Source organism: Vogesella urethralis (assembly GCF_007644045.2).
GTDB classification, from domain to species: Bacteria; Pseudomonadota; Gammaproteobacteria; order Burkholderiales; family Chromobacteriaceae; genus Vogesella; species Vogesella urethralis.
The window spans coordinates 112,649-139,207 of sequence record NZ_VMDW02000090.1 but is presented as its reverse complement, the minus strand read 5'-3'; the positions used below and the strand labels follow the sequence as shown (position 1 = coordinate 139,207).

At 59.3% G+C, this 26,559-nt stretch carries 21 protein-coding genes and 1 tRNA gene; 12 read left to right on the top strand and 10 right to left on the bottom strand.

Going from position 1 to position 26,559, the window contains the following annotated elements:
- From FLQ03_RS11000 to FLQ03_RS10980, 5 genes are all read right to left on the bottom strand, one after another.
- A partial coding sequence (locus tag FLQ03_RS11000; RefSeq protein ID WP_144372235.1) for an HsdR family type I site-specific deoxyribonuclease occupies positions 1-1,650 on the bottom strand: 1,650 nt, incomplete at its 3' end.
- Positions 1,647-2,804, bottom strand: coding sequence for an AAA family ATPase (locus FLQ03_RS10995; protein ID WP_144372234.1), 1,158 nt, complete (start codon positions 2,802-2,804; stop codon positions 1,647-1,649). The genes FLQ03_RS11000 and FLQ03_RS10995, both read right to left, overlap by 4 nt.
- Position 2,805: 1 nt before the next feature.
- Entirely contained in the window at positions 2,806-3,948 is a 1,143-nt protein-coding gene (locus tag FLQ03_RS10990; protein ID WP_144372233.1) for a restriction endonuclease subunit S, read from the bottom strand.
- Positions 3,945-5,504 (bottom strand): type I restriction-modification system subunit M, encoded by a 1,560-nt coding sequence (locus FLQ03_RS10985; protein ID WP_144372232.1) that lies wholly within the window; start codon positions 5,502-5,504, stop codon positions 3,945-3,947. The genes FLQ03_RS10990 and FLQ03_RS10985 overlap by 4 nt, the downstream gene beginning before the upstream one ends.
- Positions 5,505-5,624: 120 nt before the next feature.
- The gene (locus FLQ03_RS10980) at positions 5,625-6,563 is read right to left on the bottom strand and encodes a hypothetical protein (RefSeq protein ID WP_144372231.1); all 939 of its coding nucleotides are present in this window, start codon (positions 6,561-6,563) and stop codon (positions 5,625-5,627) included.
- Positions 6,564-6,870: 307 nt separating this feature from the next.
- Between FLQ03_RS10980 and FLQ03_RS10975 the strand changes: the two genes are divergently transcribed.
- The 4 genes from FLQ03_RS10975 to FLQ03_RS10960 all read left to right on the top strand — a co-directional run bounded on the left by FLQ03_RS10975 (position 6,871) and on the right by FLQ03_RS10960 (position 10,702).
- Positions 6,871-8,121 (top strand): Spo0J and IME4 domain-containing protein, encoded by a 1,251-nt coding sequence (locus FLQ03_RS10975; protein ID WP_144372230.1) that lies wholly within the window; start codon positions 6,871-6,873, stop codon positions 8,119-8,121.
- 16 nt (positions 8,122-8,137) lie between these two features.
- Entirely contained in the window at positions 8,138-8,647 is a 510-nt protein-coding gene (locus FLQ03_RS10970) for a hypothetical protein (protein ID WP_144372229.1), read from the top strand.
- 83 nt (positions 8,648-8,730) lie between these two features.
- The gene (locus FLQ03_RS10965) at positions 8,731-9,024 is read left to right on the top strand and encodes a hypothetical protein (protein ID WP_144372228.1); all 294 of its coding nucleotides are present in this window, start codon (positions 8,731-8,733) and stop codon (positions 9,022-9,024) included.
- Between the two features lie 145 nt (positions 9,025-9,169).
- On the top strand, positions 9,170-10,702 hold the full coding sequence (locus FLQ03_RS10960) for a DNA primase family protein (RefSeq protein WP_144372227.1): 1,533 nt from the start codon (positions 9,170-9,172) through the stop codon (positions 10,700-10,702).
- A 123-nt stretch (positions 10,703-10,825) separates the two neighbouring features.
- Here FLQ03_RS10960 and FLQ03_RS10955 read toward each other — a convergent pair whose 3' ends face one another.
- The 3 genes from FLQ03_RS10955 to FLQ03_RS10945 form a co-directional block, all read right to left on the bottom strand.
- Positions 10,826-12,313, bottom strand: a complete 1,488-nt coding sequence (locus FLQ03_RS10955) for a site-specific integrase (RefSeq protein WP_144372226.1) — start codon at positions 12,311-12,313, stop codon at positions 10,826-10,828.
- A gap of 92 nt (positions 12,314-12,405) precedes the next feature.
- Positions 12,406-12,495 (bottom strand) — tRNA-Ser (locus tag FLQ03_RS10950).
- Positions 12,496-12,667: 172 nt separating this feature from the next.
- Complete coding sequence (locus tag FLQ03_RS10945; protein WP_170252384.1) at positions 12,668-14,254, bottom strand: methyl-accepting chemotaxis protein; 1,587 nt, start codon at positions 14,252-14,254, stop codon at positions 12,668-12,670.
- A 285-nt stretch (positions 14,255-14,539) separates the two neighbouring features.
- Here FLQ03_RS10945 and FLQ03_RS10940 point away from each other — a divergent pair, with 285 nt between their 5' ends.
- Together FLQ03_RS10940 and FLQ03_RS10935 are read left to right on the top strand one after the other, a co-directional pair.
- Positions 14,540-14,857: a hypothetical protein gene (locus FLQ03_RS10940; protein ID WP_144372224.1), complete on the top strand. Its 318-nt coding sequence runs from the start codon at positions 14,540-14,542 to the stop codon at positions 14,855-14,857.
- A gap of 113 nt (positions 14,858-14,970) precedes the next feature.
- Positions 14,971-15,720, top strand: coding sequence for a substrate-binding periplasmic protein (locus tag FLQ03_RS10935; protein ID WP_170252383.1), 750 nt, complete (start codon positions 14,971-14,973; stop codon positions 15,718-15,720).
- On the opposite strand, the gene FLQ03_RS10930 is transcribed toward FLQ03_RS10935, so the two are convergent.
- Positions 15,689-16,717, bottom strand: coding sequence for a histone deacetylase family protein (locus FLQ03_RS10930; protein WP_144372222.1), 1,029 nt, complete (start codon positions 16,715-16,717; stop codon positions 15,689-15,691). The two genes, FLQ03_RS10935 and FLQ03_RS10930, sit on opposite strands and share 32 nt — an antisense overlap.
- A gap of 120 nt (positions 16,718-16,837) precedes the next feature.
- On the opposite strand from FLQ03_RS10930, the gene FLQ03_RS10925 reads away from it, so the two are divergent.
- Positions 16,838-17,326, top strand: a complete 489-nt coding sequence (locus FLQ03_RS10925; RefSeq protein WP_144372221.1) for an Lrp/AsnC family transcriptional regulator — start codon at positions 16,838-16,840, stop codon at positions 17,324-17,326.
- A 10-nt stretch (positions 17,327-17,336) separates the two neighbouring features.
- Here the strand turns inward: FLQ03_RS10925 and FLQ03_RS10920 are convergent, their stop codons facing one another.
- Positions 17,337-18,389, bottom strand: coding sequence for an AraC family transcriptional regulator (locus FLQ03_RS10920; RefSeq protein ID WP_144372220.1), 1,053 nt, complete (start codon positions 18,387-18,389; stop codon positions 17,337-17,339).
- Positions 18,390-18,765: 376 nt separating this feature from the next.
- On the opposite strand from FLQ03_RS10920, the gene FLQ03_RS10915 reads away from it, so the two are divergent.
- The 5 genes from FLQ03_RS10915 to FLQ03_RS10895 all read left to right on the top strand — a co-directional run bounded on the left by FLQ03_RS10915 (position 18,766) and on the right by FLQ03_RS10895 (position 26,148).
- Positions 18,766-19,842: an efflux RND transporter periplasmic adaptor subunit gene (locus FLQ03_RS10915; RefSeq protein ID WP_144372219.1), complete on the top strand. Its 1,077-nt coding sequence runs from the start codon at positions 18,766-18,768 to the stop codon at positions 19,840-19,842.
- Entirely contained in the window at positions 19,839-22,892 is a 3,054-nt protein-coding gene (locus FLQ03_RS10910) for an efflux RND transporter permease subunit (RefSeq protein ID WP_144372218.1), read from the top strand. Before FLQ03_RS10915 ends, FLQ03_RS10910 begins: the two co-directional genes overlap by 4 nt.
- Positions 22,893-22,900: 8 nt before the next feature.
- Entirely contained in the window at positions 22,901-24,349 is a 1,449-nt protein-coding gene (locus FLQ03_RS10905) for a TolC family protein (RefSeq protein WP_170252382.1), read from the top strand.
- Positions 24,350-24,484: 135 nt separating this feature from the next.
- Positions 24,485-25,537 carry an NADP(H)-dependent aldo-keto reductase gene (locus tag FLQ03_RS10900; protein ID WP_144372216.1) on the top strand — a complete coding sequence of 351 codons (1,053 nt, stop codon included), beginning with the start codon at positions 24,485-24,487 and terminating at the stop codon, positions 25,535-25,537.
- A gap of 11 nt (positions 25,538-25,548) precedes the next feature.
- Positions 25,549-26,148, top strand: a complete 600-nt coding sequence (locus tag FLQ03_RS10895) for a DJ-1/PfpI family protein (RefSeq protein WP_144372215.1) — start codon at positions 25,549-25,551, stop codon at positions 26,146-26,148.
- The last annotated feature ends 411 nt before the right edge of the window (positions 26,149-26,559 follow it).

The window sequence follows — 26,559 nt, the reverse complement described above, 5'->3', positions numbered from 1 at the left end:
GGCGGCATCCACGCTGCTGACGGCAAACATGGCATTGAAGCCCTTGTTGCCCGCATGCAGGCGGTGGGTCTTCTGGCGGAAGTTGTTCAGGATGTACTGGGTAATCTCGCGGATACGCTCTGGGTGCAGTAGCGCCTGCTTGTTCTCGGCTGCGCTCAGTTTCTTCTCGTCCTTCTCGGTCTCGATGTCCTTGAACTGCGGGCGCACGTCGTTGTAATCCACCTTGAACTTCAGCACCTTCTCGTCGCGGATGGCATCGGTGATCACATACGAGTGCAGCTCACGGCCAAACACGCTGGCCGTGGTTTCGGCACCCAAGGCGTTCTCAGGGAAGATGGGCGTGCCAGTGAAGCCGAATTGGCAGAACTTCTTGAACTTCTTGCACAGGTTCTTCTGGGCCTCACCAAACTGGCTGCGGTGGCACTCGTCGAAAATGAACACCACCTGCTTGCCGTAGATCGGCAAATCCGCCTCGCTCTTCATCAGGTTGTTGAGCTTCTGAATGGTGGTGACAACAATCTTGTTGTCGTCCTTCTCCAGATTGCGCTTCAGGCCTGCCGTGCTGTCCGAGCCATTCACGCTGTCCGGCGAGAAGCGTTGGTATTCCTTCATGGTCTGGTAGTCCAGATCCTTGCGGTCTACCACGAAGAACACCTTGTCGATGAAGTCCAGCTCGGTGGCCAAGCGCGCAGCCTTGAAGCTGGTCAGTGTCTTGCCGCTGCCGGTGGTGTGCCAGATGAAGCCACCACTTTCCGTGTTGCTCCAGTTTTTGGCCTGATGGCTGCTCTTGATCTTCCACAGAATGCGTTCCGTGGCAGCGATCTGGTAAGGCCGCATCACCAGCAGCGTGTTGCTGACGTCGAACACCGAGTAATGCAGCAGCACATTGAGCAGCGTGTGTTTCTGGAAGAAGGTGGCCGTGAAGTCCTTCAGGTCCTTGATCAGCGTGTTGTCCGCCTTCGCCCAGTTCATGGTGAAGTCGAAGCTGTTTTTGTTGCGCTGCGTGGTGTTGGCGAAGTAGCGGCTGTCGGTGCCGTTGGAGATCACGAACAGCTGCAAATACTTGAACAAGGAATGCTCGCTGTTAAAGCTCTCCTTGCTGTAGCGATGCACCTGGTTGAAAGCCTCGCGGATGGCCACGCCGCGCTTCTTCAACTCCACCTGCACCAACGGCAGGCCATTGACCAGAATCGTCACGTCATAGCGGTTGGCATGACTGCCCGTCTGCTCGAACTGCTTGATCACCTGCAGCTTGTTGCGGGTGATGTTTTTCTTGTCCAGCAGATAGATGTTCTGAATGCGCCCGTCGTCAAAGACAAAATCGTGGATGTAGTCGTCGTGAATCTTGCGAGTCTTCTCGACGATGCCCTCGCTGGGCTTGTCCAGCCACGACTCGACGAATCGCGACCATTCGCCATTGGTGAACGACACAGAGTTGAGCGTTTGCAGCTGGGTGCGCACATTCTCCAGCAGGTCGGCAGGCGTCTTGATGGCAGCCGCAAATTCATAACCTTGGTTGAGCAGATCCTGGATCAGTTCGCGCTCCAGGTCACTTTCGCTCTGGTAGCTTTCGGCGGCTTTCCATTCACGGGCGTATTTGTCCAAAACAATGAAACTGTTGGACTCGGCGATGGGACTGTATTCGATCATGAGGTTTTTTCCTGCCAAAATCCATGGCGCTCGACTATGTGTTTCAGCAAATTTTCTAGTATCTTCTTTTCTTCTGGCTTCAGGGGTGCTACTTCGTCGGCAGCGTGCTTCGAATGGCTCGAGAAGTTCACAATCCGCTTTGCAGACGGATTGGGTAAACCATCTGGTGTTTCTGGAAGGAGATGCTCCCACCGTTTGTGTCCAAGAAATGTCGCTGTTTTTTCAAGAATATTCCGAAGAAGATTGAAATGATATTTTTCGATCTGCCCACTTTTTATCGCATCTTCAAGCTGCGATATCAGATGCAGGTGATATGCAAACGGCGAATCGTTTGGCTGCTCTATCAAGTGAACGCTGCCATCCTCATTCTTCTCCAACCGAAACTTGCTGAACCATTTTGATTTCCAGCTGTACTGATCGGTTTTTTCATCGCTACCGAACTCGTTGCAAAGCACGTTGAAGAAAAGCGGGTTATGAGTCGTGATGATGAACTTGACACTGGATTTGTTGGATTTAATAAGTTGTGCAAGATCTACGGCCAACTGAATCAGGTGGTTGTCATCCAGAGAGCTGACAGGATCATCAACGAACACATACTGCAGGTTGTCAAATGGTGTTGGTTCCGGAAAGTCAGGTTCAACATCGTTCAGCGTGAAAATCGCTAGTTCGACTAGCGTGTAGAAAATACTCCAGATGAAATTGCTTTCTTCGCCCTTGGAAATCTTGATGTGGGGTTCTGGATTTTGGTTGCCACGCTCGAACGAGAAGCTAACCGAGGAAAAATCATCGCTGAAATTCGGCGTCAACTTGTCGCTTGTGTAGCGCTGAAAGGTGCGCGCAATGCTCAGTTCCTGCCCTTGTTCTTCCAGCACCCACTTGGTGAAAGCGTTGGGCTGGATCTTCAGTTTCGGTTCAGCATCCCGTCCCAGGTCGTTGTCCCAGTAAAACAAGTCTTCGGTGAAAGCGCTGTAATAAATAATCTTCTTGTCAGCCAACTCCGATGATGCCTCGTCACCCTCCTGCTTCGGGTCAATCTCATGCTTGAACGCCCGCGACAGGCGTGTCTTGCCCGTGCCATTGAAGGCATAAATCAGCTGAACCTTCTTGTCAGTGCTATTTAGCTGTTGGGCGATTTCCGTGAGCGTCTTGCTCATGTTATGCCTCTGCCTCCTCTGGTTTCGGGAAGCTCAACAGCAGATCGCGGTAATACTCGTATTGTTTCTGCCGCAGCTCGATTTCACGCGGCAAACCTTCGGAGAGGGAGTTCGTCAGAGCGTCGAATTTGTCGAGGATGGCGACGATACGTTTCTGCTCTTCAACCGAAGGAACGGGTATTTCCAACTGAACTAGGTCAGACTTATTAACGGCAGGCACCCCGCCTTCTTTTTTCAATCCCAACAGAAGTTCGCTTCGTGATTGAAGAAAGTAGAAAAGGTATTTGTTGATCAGAACAGTCTTGTCTGTTGATTGCAGCTTGTAGCACAAAGGCCCCAACCAGAATGGCTTCTTTTGGTAGCCCACGAAACCAATCCCCCCCTGGCCCCGCGAAGGGGTTGTGACGGTGTCGCCTTCACAATTACTTTCTGCGCTATATCCCGATCTGGATGTCCCTGCGTTGATGTAATCAATGCTTGTCGCGTTTTCAAGAATTTCAGATGGTTTCGACCCGGTGTTTACTTCAACGAGTCCCCCCAACGTCTTCCACTCCACCTCCCCCTCTTCAAAACTCAACAACTGATCACGATAGTAGTTGTATTGTTTTTTGCGGGCGGTCAGCTCGGCGGTCAGCTCGGCGGTCAGCTCGGTAAAGGTGTCCAGGATGCGGACGATTTCGGCTTGGATATCAATAGATGGAACAGGTATCAAGTATTCATCACGAATAACGGATGGATGTGCCTTTTTTGTGTAGTCAAAGATCTTCGTTTCCCAAGCGCCGGACAAGACGTGAAACAGAAATCTGGTGTTCAAGATGGCCGTATTTTTTACGCTTAGCCAGCCACACACGTTAGTTACAGAGTATCTGTGAGCTTGGCGATGAAAGAATCGTCCTCCACCATCGATTGACCAAGTTATTCGCTCATCCTCAAACATGAATTTGCCGTAGTGACCGAATATCCCATTGCCCGATGCCGAAGATGAATACACCGGGTAATCACCGGGCAAACTCGACAAATCGCTTTTAGAAATTACATTGCCACGACCTAGTTTTAAAGCGCCAGAATCTTCAAGATCTCCTAGCGTTTTCCACTCGACCTCTGCGCCATCCAGCAGCTTTTCCAAGAAGTTCACGCTGCTCATGCCTCCATCTCCTCGCCCTCAATCTCCGCTACGATGGCGTCAATGTCCTTGCGCAGCTGGTCGATCTTTGTAACCGTGGTTTTCAACTCGGCATTAAGCTGGGCAATGTCCACCACCTCGCGGGTGTCGCGGGCTTCGACATAGCTGCTGACCGACAGGTTGTAGTCATTGGCCGCCACCTGCTCCAGCGGCACGGACTTGGCGAAGTGATCGACGTTTTCCTTGCTGTCGAACACGGCCATGATTTGCTCGATATGCGTATCCAGCAGCACGTTGTTGTTCGTCTCTTTCTTGAACAGCCCGCTGGCGTCAATGAACTGGGTGCGTGTGTCAGTCTTGTTTTTGGCCAGTACCAGAATGTTCACGGCGATGGTGGTGCCGTAGAAAAGGTTGGCCGCAAGAGAGATGACGGTTTCTACGTAGTTGTTATCCACCAGATACTGGCGGATTTTCTGCTCGGCCCCGCCCCGGTAGAAGATGCCGGGGAAGCAGACGATGGCAGCGCGGCCCTTGCTGGACAAGTAGCTGAGCGCGTGCAGCACAAAGGCAAAGTCGGCTTTGGACTTGGGCGCGAGCACGCCCGCTGGCGCAAAGCGGTCATCGTTGATCAGCGTGGGGTCGTCGGAACCTATCCATTTCACCGAATACGGTGGGTTGGAGACGATAGCGTCGAACGGTTTGTCGTCGCCAAAGTGCGGTTCGCGCAGGGTGTCGCCAAGCTGGATGTTGAATTTGTCGTAGTTGATGTTGTGCAAGAACATATTCATCCGCGCCAGGTTGTAGGTGGTGTGGTTGAGTTCCTGCCCGAAGAAACCGTCTTCGATAATGTGCGCGTCAAAGTGCTTTCTGGCCTGCAACAGCAGTGAGCCCGAGCCGCAAGCCGGGTCATAAATCTTGTTGACGCTGGTTTGCTTGTGCATGGCCAGCTGGGCGATCAGCTTGGACACATGCTGCGGCGTGAAAAACTCGCCGCCCGATTTGCCGGCGTTGGCCGCGTAGTTGGAGATCAGGAATTCGTAGGCATCACCGAACAGATCGATGTGGCTGGCGTCGAAGCTGCCGAAGTTCAGCTCTGATACCCCCTTGAGCACGGCGGCCAAGCGGGTGTTCTTGTCCTTGACGGTGTTGCCCAGGCGGTTGCTGGTGGTGTCGAAATCAGCAAACAGGCCCTTGATGTCGTGCTCGGACGGGTAGCCGCTAGCGGAGGCTTCGATAGCGGCAAAGATGGTGGCCAGATCGGTGTTCAGGCTTTCGTTGGTGTTGGCGTTGGCCGCGACGTTCACGAACAGCTGGCTGGGGTAGATGAAGTAACCCTTGGTTTTGATGGCGTCATCTTTGGCTGCGGTAATGAGCGGGTCGTAGTCCTTCATGGCCGCATAGTCGACCGAGGCGTCGCCGCCGGTGATGTAGTCGGTGAAGTTTTCGCTGATGAAGCGATAGAACAGCGTGCCCAGCACGTATTGCTTGAAGTCCCAACCATCGACGGCCCCGCGCACGTCATTGGCGATAGCCCAGATCTGGCGCTGTAGGGCGGCGCGTTGTTCGTTACTTGTCATACCAGTATTCCTGTCTCAATGCGGTTTTGGGGCCATTTTAACTCAGGAGCGAATGAAAACAGCATTGAGACAGGTCGCGCAGCTCAATTTTTGACTGATCGTCAAGGTCAGGTAGCCGTTTCAGGCTACCGCTCCAGCGGACTCCTCCGTAAGTGCAGTATCGCGCTGCGGTTTTATCTTCAGTGAGAGGAAAGCTGAAACACTGCTGCGCTTCAGTCTTTCAAACAAGAAGCGGTTATCAAAAGGTTGTTGGAAATTCGCCTGGACAACTTGGCCAGCCTGGACATCCACGCTGGCTGGGTAAATGTTCGCGGTATAGTCCAGATCCTTGATCGCCTCTTCTGCCTCGGCAAGATTTTTCTGATCCAGGGCTTCGAGTTGTTGTAGCAGGTCTCTGGTGATGGTGTGCCGTTTGTTTCCCTCATCCGACTCGACGTCAATGAAGTATTTCTCATCCAGAATTTCTGGAATGGCTTTGTCCAGCAAGCCGATCAGGATGTAGTCCAGCATGGGTTGGGATTCCCCGACAAAGTGCGCCATTCGCCATGCCGCTATCGCATATGTGATCAGATCAATGTCTACCCACAAATCGGCTTTGGCATAGGCGTGAGCGACAAAATTTTCCGACGAAGCCTCCTGCCAGTAGGGATACGGCTCTGCCGTTCCAAAAATCCTAATGGTTAGATAACTGCATCGCAGGCGGAATGGGACGCCCAGATATTTCTGAACAGCCAGATCAGGGTCGTATGCCAGCATGGCCTGCCAGACCTGCTCAATGGAATCACTGAGTGCATCCCACAGAGGGGCAAAGCCCTGTAGCGCTTCCTGACTCGGTGGCCCAACGTGGAAGAACTGACGCCCCCCTTCAAAGCCAAGCTCATGCCTTCTGACTCTGGCATCGATGTCATCGAGCATCTTGGCGGATACCGTATTCTCCCCAGCGGCATAGCGGTACAACATTTTCTTTATATCACCATCAGCCAGTAACTCTCCCAACTGGTTGATGTTGTGCATACCGGTGACCCTAAGCATCTCGCCCAGCCAGAGCTTGGTTCGCATGACATCCAGCAACGACCTCTTTTTTCTCCCTGCCACGGCTCTCTCCCTCGCCCGACCACACATGCCGGAATGAAATGAAATATTTCATGCGGCAGGAAATTCGTCAAAAATTTCATAAGCTTGCCGCACAGTCAATCGCAAGCAGTTTACAAGAAACGTAAAGCCTGTGGCGATGTGCCTGTCCATCTGATCAAGATTGCTTCAGGAATGAAATGAAGCATTTCGTACGGAAGGAATTTTCAGACTGATTTCGTAAGCTAGTCGCACAGTTTGAAACAAGACAATTAACCCAAGGAGAAAATAAAACATGAATAGCGAAACCGCTTTTTTAAAACACAGCGCGAACAATACCCAGCAGGTAGTGCCCACTAGTCAGCCTGAAATCCACGAGATCGCTTATTTGTTCCCCGAGATGAGCGAAACCGAGTTTGCCGAGCTTAAAGCCAATATTGCTCAGCATGGTTTGCAGATGCCAATCTTGCGTCATCGCGGCAAGATCGTGGATGGTCGCCATCGCCTTCGTGCCTGCATTGAGCTTGGCATTATCCCGCGCTTTGAAGAATTGCAGGCCGCCAATGATGATGACATGCGAGCCATGGTGGTCAGCATCAACTTACACCGCCGTCATCTTGACCTTAACCAGCGTGCCTTGATCGCCGCCCGTTTGTGCAATACCCAGATCGGCACGAATCAGCATAGCGCCGGAGCGGTATCCCAAGCCCAGCTTGCACAGGACTTGGCGGTTTCCACCGATTCCATTGCTCGAGGCAAAACCATCATCAAGAAGGGTAGCCCTGAACTGATCGCCGCAGTGGAAACGGGCAAATTGGACTTGAGCAATGCGGCCAGGTTGGCTGGGTTGTCCAAGCAAGATCAGTCACAAATCAATTTTGATGATCTTAAAGCCATCCAAAAGATGAGCAAGGAAATCAACAAAGCCAAATTCGCTGCCCGCCGTGAAGCACGCGCACAAGAGATTGAAGCCAAACGTGCCAACAACAAACCATTGAATGCTTCGCTTGGAATTTACAGCGTGATCTATGCCGATCCGCCATGGAATTACATGGGTGAGATGGCAGTAGGCTACCCCTGCATGAGCACGCAGGAAATCTGCGATATGCCTGTGCAGGACATCTGCACCGACGATGCGGTGTTGTTCATGTGGTGCTCCTCTTCTTTGCTGGCAGATGCTTTGCAGGTCATCAAGGCATGGGGGTTTACCTGCAAGACCAGTGCAGTCTGGGACAAAGGGGTCGCTGGCCAAGGTGCTTATTTCCGCCAAAGCCATGAAGTATTGATGATCGCGATTAAAGGTAATGTCCCTGAAGTGCCTTTTGCTGCCCGCCCCATGTCAGTTTTGAAATACCCACGCTTGGAACACAGCCGTAAACCACCAGAACTCTATGCTGTGATTGATGCGATGTATCCCGAACTCAGCAAGGTGGAATTGTTCTGTCGTGGCGATGCCGCACCTGGCTGGGCTGGTTGGGGCAACGAATGCACCTGGAAGCCAGAAACGCAGGATGACCAAGACAACGGCAGTACCGACAACGAATAATCAAGGAGCACAAATCATGATTTACAACAGCCGCGCCATTAACACCCTTTGTGACAAGAAAAACCTTATCCGGGTCATTGATGATGTTTTAAACACGCTCGTCGTTGATGCCGATACCAGCTTCTGCAAAGTAATGGAGCACATCATGTCTGAATTCGAGGTGCGGTCTTCTGAAATGGTCGCCAGTAAATTGCTCGACATTGATTTTGCCTGTGACTACTGGCGGAGCCATGAGATCACGAGCGCCGCTGATGTGCAGGACATGCTGGATCACATTGCCTTCGAGACTTTTGATCAGTGTGCGCAAAAGGTGCTGCGGCTGATTGCACAGGGCGACTATCGCTTAGCTTGGGAAAGCTACCAACAATTATTGAATGGCAGCAAGTGCGCCACGCCGCAAGTTGCCAAAGAGCTTCTTCACGATTACCTCGACTATGCCAATTTAGTCTCAGGGGAAGTTGTCAGCAAAGAGGTGCTAAGCGGGATCATCGCTAACTTGCCGTCACTCGCAGAGAAACCAAACTAAATCACAACCCAGTAAACAAGTAGTAGAGCACTCTCAAAGCGAAGCAACCAGAAATCTAACTTAACCTTAACGAGGAGAATGAAATGAATAGAACGAGTAATACGGCTGAAAACACACCCACCCGCTATCTGATTGGTTTTTACGATTTGGGCATGTTTGATGAGGTCATCATCGAAGCAGATGACGAAGAAACCGCCTGCGAGATTTTCAGGGATGAGTATGTGCCAAAGAAAAATGGTGTTCGTCCCTGTATCGCCCGCTGTGAAACGGTACAAGAAGCACAAAGCCGTATCCATCGTGGCGATACCAGTTTGCCAGCCAATGATGCCGACTGGAGCGATTTCGGAAATGCCTATTTTGAAGCCTTGAACCACTGATTCAAGATTGCTCCCGACAGCACTCGGCAATGCATGACCCCATAGCGACGAACTCATCATTACAGCGACGAAACTTCATCTTTAGCGACCAAGCCTCCAAGCAAGAAAAACAGCAGTACTCACAACAATTTTTACGGAGAAAAAGATGAATCCATTTGAAAAATATCGTAGTCACCAAGCAAATCACAGCACTGAAACCAGCAGCGACACGGAAGGCACGCCTGCAAACGACTCTGCAACGATCAATAACATTGCCGTGACCAAGCCTGCTGGCAAACCTGCCATCAAGAAACCTCAAGCAGAAGAGTCTGCTGAGATGCAATACGCAAAACACATCAAAGCCTGTTCTGACATTAGGGTCGGTGGGGATTTGATGTACCGCTGGGATGGCAACTTCTGGAAAGTACAAGACGACAAGGAAGCCACGCGATTGGCCTTTGTCTGGTTGGGCGACAATATGGGCAAGCGTGCCACCGTGGCCACTGCCGAAAGCTGCCTTAAAGCCGCCATGTTGTTTGCAGAACCATTGCCAGAAAAATCCGATGAACTTGTCATTCCATTGGTGGGGATGTGGCTTGTGGTGGATCAGCAAGGGAAGATTCGCGCCGAAGCGCCAAACCCAGCAATCGGCGTCACCCATTACGTGCCTATCGTTGCCAGCATGAAGATGGGGGACTATCAGCCTCGCCCATTGCCAGCCGATTCCATGTTCGCCCGTTTTTTGGCCACGTCCTTGCCAAACTCTGAAGTCCGTAGCTTGGTACAAGCCTATGTGGGCTACTCCTTGACCGGACATACCAACCATCAGGTTGCGCAATTCTGGATCGGCGAAAAAGGTGGTAACGGCAAAAGCACCATGTTGAAAATCGTCATGGCTTTGCATGAGAAAGCCGTGCCTGTGCAATTGGACAAGTTGGATGGGTTTAACTTGACCAGCTTGATCGGTGCCACCTTGGTCGCTTGCGATGAAACCCCAAAGGGCAAGATTGACCAACAGATGCTTAAATCCCTTATTTCAGGTGGGGCCACGCAGATCAACCGAAAATACAAGAATGCTGTGGGCTATGCAAATACCGCCAAGTTCATTATTTGTGCAAACCATTTGCCTGGCTTGATTGATCAGTCCGATGCTTTCTGGCGCCGTTTCCATGTGATTGAATGGAACGAAACCTTTACCAACGGTAAGGCCATTCCTGACCTTGATGGCAAAATCATCAAGAATGAATTGCACTATGTGTTGGACTGGGCTTTGTCGGGACTTCAAGCTTTGCAACGTGCTGGGAAATTTGTTGTGCCAGATGCGGTTCACGATGCTGCATACCAGGCAAAGTTGGATTCCAACAGCGTGGCAAGTTGGGCGGAGTATGCTGGTGTGGCCTATTGCGATGAAAGCCAACTTTCAATGAACAAGGGTGTACTTTTTCAGGATTACACCGGCTACTGCCGTGCGAATGGTTTGACTGCTTGTGCCTCCCCTCAATTTTATACAAGGGTACGCAGTTTGTTCCCCCATGTGATTGAATCCCGCCAAACCATGGGTAGCGGCATCAACAAGAAGCGCGTGCGCTGTGTCAACTTAACGATGGGCGTGTTCGGGGCTGATGGTTTGAAAACACAGGTAGCCGAGGAAATGGACGAAATCATTCAGGCCTTTGGGTACGACAAAGAGTCTGAGTAAGCAACGGGGGCCATGCCCCCGTTTTTCGTTTGTAATGCCCAAGATTATTTTATGCAAATCACTCAGGTTGCTCGGACAGGACGAACTGGCAGCCTAGGTCAGCAGGGTGATTGCATAGGGGGGCTATCGATTCCTCTTCAGGTAGTCCTTCATCATTCTGATGGATTTGTTGCTGTTCTTTCGCTCTATCCTCGCCAGTTCTTTGGTAATGAAGGCGGTGAACTGATGCTTTTTGTATTTCAGGCCTGAAAAATCAGCATCAAAGGCGAGAGCAGGTAACACTGTGTCGTGCAGGAATTTCACAGAGTACTTTTCGGTGTAGTGCTTGCTGTTCACTGTATCGTGATCGTGGCCAACAAATTCGCAGCGGATTTCTTCGCTGATCCCATTCTGTTTCAGCCTGTTGTTGGCCGTGCTTCTGAAGGAGTGGAAGACTTTGGATGGATCGGTGATGCCGATTTTATCTAAGTATGTTCCCCATCGGCGGGAAGGCTCTTTGCTGTAATAACCGTGTACATCGGGGAAGAGGTCTGGAAAGACTTGTCCGTTAAATTTTTTGATGTCTTCCACGTACTCAAGGAATCCACACTCGATGATAATCGGGTGTAAGGGAAGAATTCGCTTGCTGGCGAGCGATTTCAGCCGTTTTTCGCCATCCCCATCATCTGTGATGGAAATCGTCGGTATGCCGTCCACCTCACCAATATCTTTGACTGACAGCTGACACAGTTCGCCAAGGCGTGCGCCGGTAAAGAGGGCAAGGATCGGCACCCAGAACTGTTCTGGATGCTTTGCCATGGCAAGATTCTCTGGCTTGAAGATCAGAGCCAAATCCTCGTTAGAGAAAGGGTTTCTCTCTTTGCGGTTTTTTTCGATCTCTTTCTTGGTGGTGAGCTTGTGCATTTTGGAAGGCACAGCCACATCAGGGTAGTCGCCCGTCGTTTTGGCGAACTCAAACAGTCCATTCAGGGCGCGAAGATAATTCTTCTCAATAGTGGCATTCAGCACCCCCTCGTTCTGAAGGTGTTCGATGTAGGCAGCGATGACCTTGCGATCAATCGAGCTGATGATGATCGTTTTCTTGCTGTACTGCTTTTTGTACCAGTCGCAGAAAATCTTGATGTACTGGATGTAGCCATACAAGGTTTTGGGGGCAAGTTGCGGAGATTTGCGCTTTTCGTACTTATCCAACACGACATCAATGTTGGTGCCGGTCTCTTCCTTGAGCAGACTCTCGGCGATTTCACGTTCTTGCCGAACCTTCTCAAATGGGTTGGATTGAACAGCAGGTGTGGCTTGCTGTGCCAGCATCGTGATGAGTTCGCGATTGTTACGCATGAACTCACCTAGCTTCTCGGCATCAGTAGGGTCTGTTGGATCCGTTTTTACCGAGATTCCCGCAGAAGTAATGCTGACTTCAAATGTTTTTGGGTCTTGAGACATGGTGGATGCTAGCCCTGCAAGCAATTTGATAGCGATGGATTTGGCTATTTTAGGGTCTTTCGTGTGCAAAGACACTCGCTTGCTGGTTTGTTTTCCTGCTACCCGACTCGTCTGCCTGAAATAGTAGACTCCGTGCCGTGAGACCCAGAGATGGGCTGGAATATCCATGGTTTCTGCTCGTGGAGTGAACCACCAGAGTGAACCACCTAGGGAAGAGGTCAACAAAAAACCCCTTGATAAATCAAGGGGTTGCAGTGTCTTGGCGGAAGCGGTGAGATTCGAACTCACGGAAGGCTCACACCTTCGGCGGTTTTCAAGACCGCTGCCTTAAACCACTCGGCCACGCTTCCTTTGCTGATCTTCGCTGCAGCTAGCAGCGAGACGCGGATATTACGCAAAAATATCCGCTTTGCCTAGAGCCCGCCGCAGTTTTCTGCACTTGCCGGCGGCTATGCCGCCTGTAGCAGCTCCGCCGGGTTTGGCGCCGTCAGCATGTCGAGCGTGGTTGGCTTTGCCCAAGGCTTACAAATGGCGCTCGAAGTGCTGTACCAAGCGGCGTAAATCGTCGGCTGTGGTATGCAGCTTTTCGGCATAGGCGTGGGTCTGGCCGATGGTGTGGCTGTTCTGCTCGGTCAGCACATTCATCCGCTCCATATTGTTTGCCACTTCGGTTGAGGTGGACGACTGCTGCTGCAGCATGTCGGCCACGGTTTGCGACGCGGCCGATACGCCGTCACTGGCCTGGCGGATGGCGCCCAGGCCGTCGCTGGCCACGCGCACCGCCTGCGCCACCTGGCTTACCTGGCTCATCGCATCCTGGATATTGTGCGCCACGTCGCGGGTGCGCTGCGCCAGCACGCTGATGGACTGTTCGATTTCCTTGGTATTGCCAGCCGTACGCTCGGCCAGGCTGCGTACCTCGTCGGCCACCACGGCAAAACCGCGACCGCTTTCGCCGGCGCGTGCCGCTTCGATGGCCGCGTTCAGCGCCAGCAGATTGGTCTGGTTGGCAATATCCTTGATCACCAGCGCCACGTTGCCAATGTCCTGGGTGGATTGCTGCAGCACGGCGATGGCATCGTTGGTGGCCTGGAACTCCTGGATCGCCACGCCGGTAGCCTGCTCGGTCTGTTGCATGGCCTGCTCGCCCGCCACCGTCAGCTGGCGCGCCTGATCGGCGTGGTCGGCCCCGTTACGGGTGGCATGCGAGATTTCGGTAACCGATACCGATAGCTGCTCCAGCGCGGCCGCCACGCGGCTGATGCCGTCCAGCGCCTGCTCGCCGCGGCCTTTCAGCGTAGCGGCCTGTTCGTTGACGGCTGCGGCTACATTGCCGACGTCGTTGGCCCCGCCTACCACGTCGGCAATCACCGCGCGGGTGTTGATACGCATGGTTTCCAGCGCCAGCGCCATGTCGCGCATTTCGGAACAGCCGCCGGGCACGAAGGGCTCGGCGAAATTACCCTCCCCCAGACGCTGGATGCCCTGTCGCAGCAGGCCCAGCGGGCCGACAGCCTGCGCGCGCAGCAGCAAGGCGCCGCCAATCAGCCACAGCGCGGCCAGCAAGCTGGCCAGTAGCTGGATGCCGTCCGGCAGCAACAAACCGGCCAACAGCACCAGCAATGCCGGCATCACCAACAGCAGCAACAGGCGGTCCAGGCTATGGCCAGCAGCGATGCGGGTCGGCGGCAGGCTGGCGCGGCCGGCCCGTACCTCGGCGTACTGCTGCTCGGCAGCGGCTACCTGCTGGCGATCCGGGCTGTTGCGCACCGACATATAACCCGTGACGCGCCCGTCCTCTCGAATCGGCGTGGCGTAGGCGTCCACCCAGTAGAAATCGCCATTCTTGGCACGGTTTTTCACCAGACCGCGCCACGGGTGGCCGGCCTGCAGGGTATGCCACATATCGGCGAAGGCTTCTGGCGGCATGTCGGGGTGGCGCACGATATTGTGTGGCTGGCCTATCAGCTCGTCTTCTCTGAAGCCGCTGATATCAATAAACGCACGATTGGCATACGTAATGGTGCCGTCCAGGTCGGTCTTGGTCACGATGGGGCGCTTGGGCGCCAGAAAGCGTTCGGTCTGGGTGATGGGCAAGTTGCTGCGCATGGTGGGTGGTCTCCGTCCGCCGCCGGCCGGGCCGGCGTGCCGCTTCGTCATTCAGTAACAATATTTTATATCAAATTTTATAAATTTATAGACAAATGGCATGAAGAATGACAGCGAGCAGCACGAATTGCGTATGAAAAATGACTTGTTCGTGACAAAACGGCAACACAGCAGGGCACCCGGCCCCCTTATCATCCGGGCATTGCGGCCAACCCACCCTGCCCACACATGATGCGCGCCACGCTCTGCCTTGCCCTTCTGCTCCTGCCCGCCTGCAGCACGGTGTTGCCCGCGCAGACCGCTGCGGCGCAAGCGCTGCGCTGGGAGAGACAGTTCAAGGCGTGCGCGCTGGCTTATGTCGACCGCTACCCGTCGGCCCAAGCGGCGGCCAACCAGGCGCAACAGGCGGTGGCCGTGTGCTCGGCGGTGCTGTCGGCGTACCAGCTGCGCCAGCGTGATACCTACCTGGCCAGCCAGCAGGCCAGCGATGACGACGCAGCCTGGGCACAGGCCGCAGCCGATGGCCGTCGGCTGGAACAAGCCACGCTGGCGTTGGTGCAACTGCATCTTGAGAGCGCCGTCGCCCACCCTGCCCTGCCTTAAGCTCCGTCATGGCCGGCGCTGTTCTGGCTGCGGAACAGCGCGATCGCCCCAGGCCGACTTCACGCCGTCACGCAGCCGGCTTAGGCTTGCCGTTTTACCCTGCGCCGCCGCCCATGCTCCGTCCGATTGCGTTCGCCCTGTTGCCTTGCCTGCTGTCGCACGCTGCCCACGCCCGGCCCGACTTGCACATTGCCGTGGACAACAACAGCCCGCCGTTTGCCTACGAAGACGCCAGGCATCAGCCGCAGGGCATTTATGTGCAGCTGTTGCAGCGTATTGCCCAGCAAAGCGGGCTGCGCCTGGCAATCAGGCCCATGCCTTGGCGGCGGGCATTGCAAGGGCTGGCGCTGGGCCAGCATGGCGTAGCCGGCTTGTACAGCAATGCCGAGCGCCAGCAGCGCTACCTGATGTCCGCCCCGCTCTGGCAAGAAAGCCTTCATGTATTCACGCTGCCCACCGCCAGCCTGCAGGTTGGCCGCAGCGAAGACCTGGCCGGCCTGAAGCTGGGCACCCTGGCCGGCTGGTACTACAGCGACAAGCTGCAAGCCATGCAGCAGCGCGGCGTGCTGGTGCTGGAAAGTGGCGAGTCGGACCTGCAGAACATCAGCAAACTGCGCGCCGGCAGGCTGGATGCAATACTGGCGGTGAAAGATTCGGTGGATCACCTGCTGCAACACCACCCGCGCAACCCGATCCGGCTGCCGCTGCGCGACGCCGGCTTGCTGTTGCGCAATCCTACTTACCTTGCCCTGCCGCGAACGCAGGGCAATATCGCACTGCTGCAGCGTATCAATGCCGCCTTGCAGCAGCTGCAGCAGCCAGGCCTGCCGCTTACGCCTGCTCAAAACCCTGCAGCACGTTGACGGCGTTGATGCCGATTTCGTCCACCCTATAGCCGCCTTCCATCACGAATAGCGTCGGCACGCCAACCGCCGCAATGACGGCGCCGATGCGGCTGAAATCGCCTGTAGCCAGGCGGAAGTGGCTGATCGGATCGCCTTCGTAGGTATCCACCCCCAGCGACACCACCAGCAGGTCGGGTCGGTACTGACGCAGTTGGCCGCAGGCGTGCTGCAGCGCCTCGCCGTAGCCATCCCACGCCGTGCCGTGCGGCAGCGGATAGTTGAGGTTGAAGCCCAGGCCTGCGCCACGGCCGGTTTCGTCGCGGTGGCCGGAAAAATACGGGTAAGAGCGGCGCGGGTCGCCGTGCAGCGACACGAACAGCACGTCGTCACGGTCATAAAAGATGCTCTGCGTGCCGTTGCCGTGGTGGAAGTCCACGTCCAGCACCGCCACGCGCTGGCTGCCGTTGTCTCGGCTCCACTGCGCGGCGATGGCGGCATTGTTGAGGTAGCAGTAGCCGCCCATGTACTCGGCAGCGGCGTGGTGGCCGGGCGGGCGGCACAGTGCAAAGGCGCTGCGCTGGCCGCCGTGCAGCAGGCTGGCACCGGTCAGCGCCAGGTTGGCGCTGCTGCTTACGGCCTGCCAGGTGCCGGCGGTAATGGCCACCCCGGCGTCCATCGCATAAAAGCCCAGCTTGCCGTCGATGTGTTCCGGTTCGATGTCGCTGCGCAGGTCGCGCACCGGCCAGACCAGCGGCAGCGCGTCGTGCTGGTGGCCCAGCGCCTGCCACTCACCCCAGGCCTGCTGCAAAAAGCGTACATAGCGCTCGCTGTGCACGCGGGCGTAGTGTTCCGGCCCGAAGGCCTGCGGCGCCACGATATCGCCCAGCCCTACCTGCAGGCTGCGCGCCAGCACGATTTCGGCGCGTTCCGGCATGTCAAAACACGGCGACACCTTGCCGTCTTTCAGTTCGCTGGCGTGGTGCAGCTGGTGGTCTGGGCTATAGATGGTCAGCATGGCGGTGGCCTCAAGGCAGTCGGAATAACGGCCAGTCTACGCCCGGCGCCGGGCAATATTTTTGCTTTTCTTGCCCGCCAATGCAGAATACGGGCAAAGAAAACAAGCAAAAAAGCCATCATGAAAAAAGAAACCACCAGCAACACCCTGGACGCCACCGACCGTGCCATCCTGCGCCACGTGCAACAAGACGGCGCGCTGTCTACCCCGCAGCTGGCCGAACGGCTGGCGCTGAGCGTGACGCCGTGCTGGCGCCGGCTGAAGCGGCTGCAGGACGACGGCTATATCCGCGACTATCAGGCCAACCTGGACCGGCGCCGCCTGGGGCTGGACGTGCTGGCCTACGTCAGCCTCAGTTTTGCCAGCGTCGGCAACCCGCAGCCCAACGCCTTCGAAGCACTGATTGGCGACCACGCGCAAGTGCTGGCCTGCCACAAGATCACCGGCAACGCCGACTACATGCTGGTGGTGGTGGCGGCCAACCTGGACCACTACAGCCAGTTTGTGGAATGGCTGCGCGCCATCCCCGGCATCCACACCATTCATTCCAACCTGGCGCTGAAGGAAGTGAAAGCCGATAGCCGGCTGCCGCTGGCAGATGGCGGCTAGACCGGCTGCACTATTCGCTGCGCGGCAGGCGACGGTAATCGCTGGGCAACAGGCCTGACCAGCGCTTGAACGCACGCCGGAACGAACGGACGTCGGCGTAGCCCAGTTGCTCGGCAATCACCGCCAGGCTCAGCGTGGTGTTATCCAGCAGCTCGCACGCGGCTTGGTAGCGGGTACTGTCACGCAGATGGCGGTAGCTGGTGCCCTGCTGCTCCAGCTTGCGCCGTAGCGAACGCGAACTGACGTTGACCATACTGGCCACCGCCTGCTGGTCTGCGCCTTGCACGCTGGCGTAGCGGATATGGTTGCTGACGGTTTCAACCAGTTGATGGCGCCCCGGCACCGGCAGCAGCAGGCCGTCAAGTTGGCGCCGCAGCACCTGGCTGGCAATGCGGTCGTAGCCCGGTAGCCGCGCGCCCATCCAATGCGCCTCGAATACCATCAGGTTGGTGCCGGCGCCAAAACGTACCGGGCAGCCGAAGTAGCGGCGGTACTGGGCATGATGAGCCGGCTGCGCCTGCGCCAGGTCGATGCGCAGGGGTTTGAAATCCGGCCCCAGCAGATAGCGCGCCACCGCCACGGCCCCGGCCAGCGACTCGTCGATCAGGTAATTTTCGATCTCCCAGTCGTAGCGGTGGCTCACCAGTTGCAAACGCACCTCATTGCCATGCAGCGTCACGCGATGCTGCACCATGGTGCCGGCCTCGTGCTGGCGTGTCAGCGCGTAGTTCATGGCTTCGCCTAGCGTTTCGCATGTCAGCATGGCCAAACCGGGCACGCCCCAGCTCACTGGCGTCTGGCGGATGCCGGCCAGCAAGCCGAGTGCCGGCTCGTCCAGCAATTGCAGCGCGCGCAGGATCAAGGCCCGAACCTGGCGGTGCGACAACAACAGCTGGTGCGATAGCAAGTCTTCGTAGCGTATGCCCAACCCCTGGCACAGTCGGGCCGGGCTGTGGCCGCGATCCTCCACCAGCCCCAGCAGCGAGCGGGCGATCGTGGGGATGATAGTGGCCGTATTCGCCCCGTCGGCAGCAGCAGTTACGCTTGGATCATCAGCGGTCATCAGCGGGCTCCTTCGCAATAAACCAGGCCATCATCATGGCCAGACCGGCCGTATTTGTCACCTATCCACCAGACAGGTCTGCCTGCCCTTCACGGCAAAAAATCATCATAATTTGTTGATATTTCTGTAATAAAGGCTGTTTTTTCTGTAATAGCCCCACTCCACGTCGTCCGGAATTGATCCGGACTTGGCCGCTATTGTCCTTTTGCATGACAAAACAGGCGGCCGGCAGCCACCTTGGCCGACACGGCACCGCCATTGGCCTGTTTTGTCCTCCCTGCCCGTGAACAACACCGCTTAGAGTCGCCGCTGCCCGCCTGCCGCAGCAGCGTACTGCGCAGGCCTTTCGCTTATCTGTCCGTTACGGAGACCCACCGTGCCCCATACCTCTCCTTTGCGCCCGCCGCTGTGGCTGGCGCTATCACTACTGGGCCTGACTGCCTGCAACAACGCCCCCAGCCAGCAAACCCCGCCAGCCCCGCGCCCGGCGCTGGTCATTACTGCCGGCAGCATGACCCAGCAAGGCCAGGCCTACATTGCCGAAGTGCGCGCGATTTCGCGAGCCGAACTGGCCTTTGCCGTGTCCGGCCGCGTCACCCGCCTGCACGCCGACGTCGGCGATAGCGTACGCGCTGGCCAACTGCTGGCCGAGCTGGACACCACGCCGCTGCGCGCGCAGCTGCTGGCCGCCGGCAGTGACGAAGCCGCCACCCGCGTACGCTGGCAAGAGGTGCATCAGCGCCACGCCCGCATCCAGGCCGCGCAGCAAGGCCAGGCCATCAGCGCGGGCGAGATGGAAGCCGTCAAGGCCGAACTCGACGCCGCCGCCGCGACGCTGGCCGCCGCCAGCGCCCAGCGCAGCCAGGCCGAATGGGCACTGGCGCAGGCCAGCCTGCGGGCACCGGTAGACGGCGTGATCGGCAGCCGCCAGCTGGCCGTAGGCCAAAGCGCCGCCCCCGGTGCCAGTGTCTTCTCGATCGAGGGCAGTGGTCGCGAACTGGCGCTGTGGCTGCCGGCCAACGTGAAGTTGGCCACCGGCCAGAGCGTGGCTTTGCAGCACGAACAGGCGCTACACAACGGCAAGGTGCTACGAGTTGCCGCCACGCTTGGCGCCGGCGGCCAACGCCAGGTATTCATCAGCGCACCGGCGCAAGCGCAACCGGGGGATACCTGGCAAGTGCTGCTGGGCCGCGGTAGCGCTACCGGCATCAGCATTCCGCTGCGCGCCCTGCTGCCGGGCCAAAACGCACACCAAGGCCACGTACTGCGCCTGGCTGCCGACGGCCATACGGTGGAAAAAGTGGCCGTGGTTACCGAAGGTGTGCAGGACGACCGCGTCCGCATTGCCAGCGGGCTGAACGCTGGTGACTCGGTGGTGGTGGCTGGCGCCGCCGCCATTACCCCGGGCACACGCGTCACTCCGGTACTGCTGCGTGACGGAGGCCAACCATGAGCAACCTGGCTGCCGCCGCGCTGGCGCGCCCCCGCTTCACCTTCCTGGCGGTACTGGCCATCGTGTTGGCCGGCCTGTGGCTGGTGCTGGACTTCCCGTCCACCGAAGAGCCGCCCGTCACCATCCGTACCGCGACCGTGCTCAGCTATGTGCCCGGCGCCAACACCGACCGCATGGAACAACTGGTGGCCCGCCCCACCGAAGAAAGCATCCTGGGGCTGCCGGAAGTCAAACGTGTCAAAACCACACTGCCCCCGGGCTTGGCTTTCACCTACGTGGAACTGCACCCCACGGTGAGCGCCGACAAGCTGCCCGACGTCTGGCAGCGGCTGCGCAACCGCATGAACGACCTGCGCCCGCAACTGCCGGAAGGCAGCATCGGCCCGCTGGTGGATGACGAGTTCGGCCGGGTCGCCGTGCTGACCCTGGGCCTGAGCGGCCAAGGCTATACCGCTGGCGAGCTGCGCGAGCAGGCACGCCAGCTGCGCGACCAGCTGCTGCGCGTGCCCGGCGTGGAGCGCGTTACCCTGCACGGCATCCGCGACGAAGAGGTGCAGATCCTGCTGGACATTCCGGCGCTGGCTGCACGGGGCTTGTCGCCAGCCGTCATCACCGACGCCGTGGCACGCCGCAATATCGTGGCCCCGGCCGGCTTTGTGGAAATCGGCGGCAGCGAGCTCGCTTTGAATGTCAGCGGCGACGCGGCCAACCCTGCCGAGCTGGGCAATACCGTCATTCCGCTACCCGGCGGTGGCAGCGTGCTGCTGAAGCAAGTGGCTCGCGTGGTTCGCCATACGCAAGACCCGCCGCTAACCGGCGCCTTTGTCGATGGCAACCCGGCAGCCGTGGTGGCGGTATCGATGGAAAGCGGCCTCAACGTAGTGAGCTTTGCCGCCGGCCTGCGCCAGGAAGTCGCCCGTCTGGAAGCCGGCCTGCCGGCCGGCATGAAACTGTCGCCGATTACCGACCAGGCGCAGATCGTGACCAAACAGCTGAAACAGGTGGGCCAGGTGTTCATGGAAACCACGCTGATCGTGATGGGCGTGGTGGTACTGTTCCTGGGCTGGCGTACCGGCCTGATCGTGGGCGCCATCGTACCGACCACGGTGCTGGGCACGCTGGCCATCATGAAGCTGCTGGGTATCGACCTGCACATCATCTCGATTGGCGCCATCATCATTGCGCTGGGCCTGTTCGTGGATAACGCCATCGTGGTGGCCGAAGACATGGAACGCCGCCTGGCGCTGGGGCAAGCGCGTACCGAAGCCGCCGCCGAAGCCGGCCGCAGCATGTTCGTGCCGCTGCTGGTCTCGTCGCTGGCCATCATCCTCACCTTCATGCCGCTGGTACTGTCCAGCACCGAAACCGGCGAATACCTGCGCAGCATGGGCATCGTGATGGCCATCGCGCTGCTGCTGTCGCTGCTGCTGGCCGTCACCTTCACCCCGCTGCTGTGCCAGCGCTTTGCCCACCACCACGCCGAGCTCAGCCGCACTGCGCAAGCGGTGGAAGCCATTACCGGCTGGTACCGCGGCAAGGTGCGCTGGATTCTGGGCCACAAAACCGTCTACATCGGCAGCATGCTGGTGCTGCTGGCCGGCGCCGGCTGGCTGTTTGCCCACGTGCCGTCCGAGCTGATGCCGGCGTCCGAGCGCCGCCAGCTGCAAATGGCGATCGAACTATCGCCGGACAGCAGTACCCGCCACACGCTGGCGCGCAGCAGCCAGATAAGCCAGGCGCTGGCCGATCGCAAGGCTTTCCCCGAGCTGGCCAGCCACGCGCTGTACATGGGCGACGGTGGCCCGCGCTTCATCCTGGCGCTAAACCCGCCCACCCCGGCCGGCCACCGCGCCTACGCCGTGCTGACGCTGGCGGACGGCGTCAGCCACGCCGACGCGATTGCCGCGCTGGGCAGCAAGCTGGCCGCACGCTTCCCGGAGGTACGCTTTGAACCGAAACGTTTCTCGATGGGTTCGTCCGACGCCGGCGTAGCGCAATTCCGCCTCAGCAGCAACGACGGTCGCAGCCACCTGGCCGCAGCCGAGCGGCTGTACGCCGCGCTACAGGCCATCCCCGGCATGCAGCAGCTCAGCAGCGACGCCGAGCGGCCCATCCTGCAACTGGACGTGCGGGTAGACCAGGCACGGGCGCACGCCGCCGGCCTGAGCAGCCGCGACATCGCGCAGAGCCTGGATACGCTGCTGGCCGGCAGCGTGGCCAGCCACTACCGCGAAGGCGATACCCTGCTGCCGGTGGTGGTACGCGGCAACGCCAGCCTGCGCGACAGCATTGCCCGCCTGCAGGCGCTGCCGGTACAGGGCAGCGGCCAGCAACGCGCGGTCACCCTGGGCCAGGTGGCCAGCATCAGCCTGGCCAGCCAGCCGGCGGTGATCCAGCGCGTCGACCAGCAGCGCACGGTTACCCTGCTGGCGCGCCACCCGCAGCTTACCGCCCAGGGCGTGGCCGACAAGGTAGCCGACGTCACCGCACAGATCACCGCCAACGGCAAGGTCAGCGTGACACTGGGTGGCGAGATCGAGGAAAACGCCAGCGCCAACAACGCCATCGCCCAACTGCTGCCGGCGTGCGTGATGGTGATGTTCCTGCTGTTCGTGTGGCAGTTCGATAGCGTGCGCAAAAGCCTGATCGTGCTGGCCAGCATCCCCTTCGTCTCTATCGGGGCGGCACTGGCGCTGACGGTCAGCGGCACCACGCTGACCTTTGTCGGCACCTTGGGCCTGCTGGCGCTGGCCGGCATCATCGTCAACAACGCGGTGCTGCTGCTGGACGCCATCGAAGAGGCGCGCCGCGACGGCCTGCCCGCCCTGCAAGCCATCGAAGACGCGGCGGCCAAGCGCCTGCGCCCCATCGTGATGACCAAGATGGTGTGCATTCTGGGCCTGCTGCCGCTGTGGCTGTTCGGCGGTGCGGTATGGACCAGCCTGGCCGTGGTGATGATGGGCGGCCTGGCGCTGGGCACGCTGATCACGCTGGGCCTGATTCCGGCCCTGTACGCCAGTTTCTATCGTGTCGGCCAGCCGGCCAGCTAAGGATTGCCATGTTTGCCTCTGTACCTACCCCTACCCGCTACGCCGTGCTGCTGGCACTGGCCCTGCTCGGCGGTTGTGCGGCAGTAACGCCGCCCAGCCATATTCCGGCCAGCCAGCAACAGCTGGCGGCCAACCCCAGCCCGGCAGCCCAGGCCACCGGTATTGCACGCGGCCAACTAGCCACCGACTGGTGGCAAGCGCTGGCCGACCCGCAGCTAACGGCCCTGCTGCAGCAAGCCATGCAGCACAACCACCAACGCCAGGCGGTGCTGGCCACTGTCCGCGCCGCCCGCCATGCAGCCGACGCCACGCGCCGCGAAGCCCTGCCGCAAGGCAGCCTGGGCGCCCAGGCCCAGCGCCAGCAACTGGCCAATATCGAAGTGGACCCGTATCGCCAGGGCCAGCCCCGGCCACCGGTACAGCAACTGGGCATCGTGCAGCAAAGCCTGAGCTGGGAGCTGGACCTGTTCGGCCGCGCCGGCACCGCCGCCGCCATGGCCGAGCGCCAGGCCGACCTGCAAGCCGCCGACCTGCGTGCCGCCACCCTGCTACTGCAGGCCGATGTAGTCCGCCAGTACACCCGCTGGCAGCAGGCGCGACTGAACCGCGCCCTGCTGCTGGACGAGCTGGACACCCTGCAACAGCGGCACGCCCTGTTGCAGCGCCGCCAGCAAGCCGGCCTGGCCGACCTGCGCGACGTGCTGGCCGCCGCCAGCGCCAGCCAGCAAACCCAGGCCGAACTGGCGGCCAACGACACGGCCGCCGCAGCGGCCGCAGCGGCCCTGGCCGTGCTGTGCGGCGACAACCCGCTGACCACGCCGCAAGGGGCGCGCGCACTGCGCCTGCCCGCCGTGCCGGCCGATACCGCCATCGTCTACCCGGACGACCTGCTGGCCCGGCGCCCGGACGTGGCCCGCGCCGACGCCCAGCTGCGCGTCAGCCTGGGCGAAGCGGTGCTGGCCGACCGCGCCCACCTGCCACGGCTCAGCCTCAACCTCAGCGCCGGCGTCATGGCGCCGTTCGGTCAACTGGGCAATGCCGACGCGCTGCGTTACGCGCTGGGCCCCGCGTTCAGCTGGGACTGGCTGGACGCCGGCCGTCGCGCCGCCCGCCGTGCCAGCGCCGACCAGCAGCGACAGGCCGCCTGGCACCAGTACGAGCAAGCCGTGCTGACCGCGCTGCAGGAAGGCGAAAGCAGCCTGCGCCAATGGCAAGCCAGCCGTACCCGGCTGGCCAGCGCCGAAGCGGCCGCCGCGCTGGCCACGCGCGCCGCCCGCTACAGCCTCACCCGTAGCAGCGCCGGGCTGGAGCCGCAAAACCTGGCCCTGGCGCAGCACGCCGCCGCACTGCAGGCACAACGCAGCGAGCTGGCGGCACGCGCTGCCGCCATCGAGGCGTATGTCGAGGTGCAGCTGGCACTGGGCGCCTGGCAGGCAGCGCCGGGCAGCGAAGGCTAAGTACAAGGCATGGGGGCAGAACACCGTGTTTTCCCCCGCCTTGCCTGCCCGGCCAGCCGCTGCGCTACACTGGTTCGCTAGCGGTCGCCAAGGCGGCCAACCTTGCCCAACCCCTTATCGAGAAAGCCCCCTGCCATGCAATACCGCACCCTTGGCCATACCGGCATCGACGTCAGCCTGATCTCGCTGGGCACCATGACCTGGGGCGAGCAAAACAGCGAAGCCGACGCCCACAGCCAGCTGGACCTGGCGCTGGAACACGGCGTCAACCTGATCGACACCGCCGAGATGTACCCGGTACCGCCGCGCCCGGAAACCCAGGGCCGCACCGAACAATACATCGGCAGCTGGCTAGCCGCCGGCGGCCGCCGCGACCGCATCGTGCTGGCGACCAAGGCCGCCGGCCCCAGCAGCGACCCGAAACGCCCCAGCCATATCCGCGCAGGCCGCACCCATTTCAGCCGCGCCAACCTCACCGAAGCGCTGCACGACAGCCTGCGCCGGCTGCAAACCGACTACGTGGACCTGTACCAGCTGCACTGGCCGGACCGCAGCGTGAACATTTTCGGCCAGGCGCTGTACCCCTACCAGGATGACCCGGCCGGCAGCGTGGCCATCGAAGAAACGCTGGCCGTGCTGCAGGATTTCATCCGCGACGGCAAGGTACGCGCCATCGGCGTATCCAACGAAAGCCCGTGGGGCGTGGCGCGCTTTCTGGCAGCCGCCGAGTACCGCGGCCTGCCGCGCATTGCCAGCATCCAGAACGCCTACAGCCTGCTGAACCGCAGCTTCGAAAACGGCCTGTCCGAATTCAGCCACCGCGACGGCGTCGGCCTGCTGGCCTACTCGCCACTGGCCTTCGGCATGCTCAGCGGCAAATACCGTGACGGCGCCCGCCCGGCCGGTGCGCGGCTGTCGCTGTTCGACCGCTTCACCCGCTACAGCAACCCGCAAGCCGAAGCAGCTACCGCACGCTACGTGGCACTGGCCGAAGCACGCGGCCTCAGCCCGGCGCAAATGGCGCTGGCCTTCGTCAACAGCCGCCCGTTCGTCACCAGCAACATCATCGGCGCCACCACCTTGCCGCAGCTGCAGGAAAACCTGGCCAGCCTCAGCCTGACGCTGGACGCCGACACGCTGGCCGCCATCGACGCCATCCACCACGGCCAACCCAACCCGGCTCCCTGAGCGAGCACGCCATGCACATTGCCATCCTCACCTTCGACGGTTTCAACGAGCTGGATTCGCTGATCGCACTGGGCATGCTGAACCGCGTGCGTGACGCCGGCTGGCGCGTGTCGCTGGCCTGCCCCACGCCACGTGTCACCTCGATGAACGGCGTGGAAGTCAGCGCCCATATCTCGCTGGCCGAAGCCCGCCAGGCCGACGCGGTGCTGGTGGGCAGCGGCCTGAAAACACGCGACGTGGTGGCCGACGCCGCGCTGATGGCGCAGCTGCAGCTGGACCCGGCGCGCCAGCTGCTGGCAGCGCAGTGTTCCGGCGCGTTGATTCTGGCCAAGCTGGGGCTGCTGCAAAACGTGCCGGCCTGTACCGACCTGATCACCAAACCGTGGGTGCAGGAAGCCGGCGTCGAGGTGCTGCCGCAGCCGTTCTTTGCCCGCGGCAACGTGGCCACCGCCGGCGGCTGTCTGGCTTCGCCCTATCTGGCCTACTGGCTGCTGGCGCGGCTGAAAGGCCAGCAGGCCGCCGACGAGGCGCTGCACTACGTGGCACCGGTAGGCGAGAAAGAAGACTATCTGGGCCGCGCCCGCCAGCTGGTACTGCCCACGCTGCCCTGAGGCGGCGGGCGATTGTCTGGGCGAAGGCCATTCCCCGGATGCGCCGTTGGCTTATCGGGCTAGGGTCTATGCTGAGGCGGTGAGCGGCTACACGCGTGAATGCCCTCCCCGGATGCGGCTGCGCCTTATCCGGGCTACCACTCGGCTGCAATCAAGAAGGTTGGCCGCAACACCGTACATCCGGCTTGCGGCCAACCTTTTTGCATCCCTCTCACCTGTCCACCGGCTTGCCGGCGCCATGCCATTCCCTGGATGCGCCATTGGCTTATCCGGGTTACAACACGGTAGGTTGGGTTGAGCGTAGCGAAGCCCAACGTTTACCGCGAAGCCTTTCAAAGCTTGGCCGCAACACCGTACATCCGGCTTGCGGCCAACCTTTTTGCATCCCCCTCGCCTGCCCACCTTTTTGCC

Excerpts from the sequence above, each read along its gene's own strand:
- FLQ03_RS10995 (WP_144372234.1), bottom strand. The coding sequence starts at position 2,804 with ATGAGCAAGACGCTCACGGAAATCGCCCAACAGCTAAATAGCACTGAC.
- FLQ03_RS10935 (WP_170252383.1), top strand. The coding sequence starts at position 14,971 with ATGCTCCGTCCGATTGCGTTCGCCCTGTTGCCTTGCCTGCTGTCGCAC.
- FLQ03_RS10945 (WP_170252384.1), bottom strand. The coding sequence starts at position 14,254 with ATGCGCAGCAACTTGCCCATCACCCAGACCGAACGCTTTCTGGCGCCC.
- FLQ03_RS10955 (WP_144372226.1), bottom strand. The coding sequence starts at position 12,313 with ATGGATATTCCAGCCCATCTCTGGGTCTCACGGCACGGAGTCTACTAT.
- FLQ03_RS10905 (WP_170252382.1), top strand. The coding sequence starts at position 22,901 with ATGTTTGCCTCTGTACCTACCCCTACCCGCTACGCCGTGCTGCTGGCA.
- FLQ03_RS10960 (WP_144372227.1), top strand. The coding sequence starts at position 9,170 with ATGAATCCATTTGAAAAATATCGTAGTCACCAAGCAAATCACAGCACT.
- FLQ03_RS10920 (WP_144372220.1), bottom strand. The coding sequence starts at position 18,389 with ATGACCGCTGATGATCCAAGCGTAACTGCTGCTGCCGACGGGGCGAAT.
- FLQ03_RS10985 (WP_144372232.1), bottom strand. The coding sequence starts at position 5,504 with ATGACAAGTAACGAACAACGCGCCGCCCTACAGCGCCAGATCTGGGCT.
- FLQ03_RS10975 (WP_144372230.1), top strand. The coding sequence starts at position 6,871 with ATGAATAGCGAAACCGCTTTTTTAAAACACAGCGCGAACAATACCCAG.
- FLQ03_RS10925 (WP_144372221.1), top strand. The coding sequence starts at position 16,838 with ATGAAAAAAGAAACCACCAGCAACACCCTGGACGCCACCGACCGTGCC.
- FLQ03_RS10910 (WP_144372218.1), top strand. The coding sequence starts at position 19,839 with ATGAGCAACCTGGCTGCCGCCGCGCTGGCGCGCCCCCGCTTCACCTTC.
- FLQ03_RS10895 (WP_144372215.1), top strand. The coding sequence starts at position 25,549 with ATGCACATTGCCATCCTCACCTTCGACGGTTTCAACGAGCTGGATTCG.
- FLQ03_RS10900 (WP_144372216.1), top strand. The coding sequence starts at position 24,485 with ATGCAATACCGCACCCTTGGCCATACCGGCATCGACGTCAGCCTGATC.
- FLQ03_RS10990 (WP_144372233.1), bottom strand. The coding sequence starts at position 3,948 with ATGAGCAGCGTGAACTTCTTGGAAAAGCTGCTGGATGGCGCAGAGGTC.
- FLQ03_RS10930 (WP_144372222.1), bottom strand. The coding sequence starts at position 16,717 with ATGCTGACCATCTATAGCCCAGACCACCAGCTGCACCACGCCAGCGAA.
- FLQ03_RS10980 (WP_144372231.1), bottom strand. The coding sequence starts at position 6,563 with ATGCGAACCAAGCTCTGGCTGGGCGAGATGCTTAGGGTCACCGGTATG.
- FLQ03_RS10970 (WP_144372229.1), top strand. The coding sequence starts at position 8,138 with ATGATTTACAACAGCCGCGCCATTAACACCCTTTGTGACAAGAAAAAC.
- FLQ03_RS10965 (WP_144372228.1), top strand. The coding sequence starts at position 8,731 with ATGAATAGAACGAGTAATACGGCTGAAAACACACCCACCCGCTATCTG.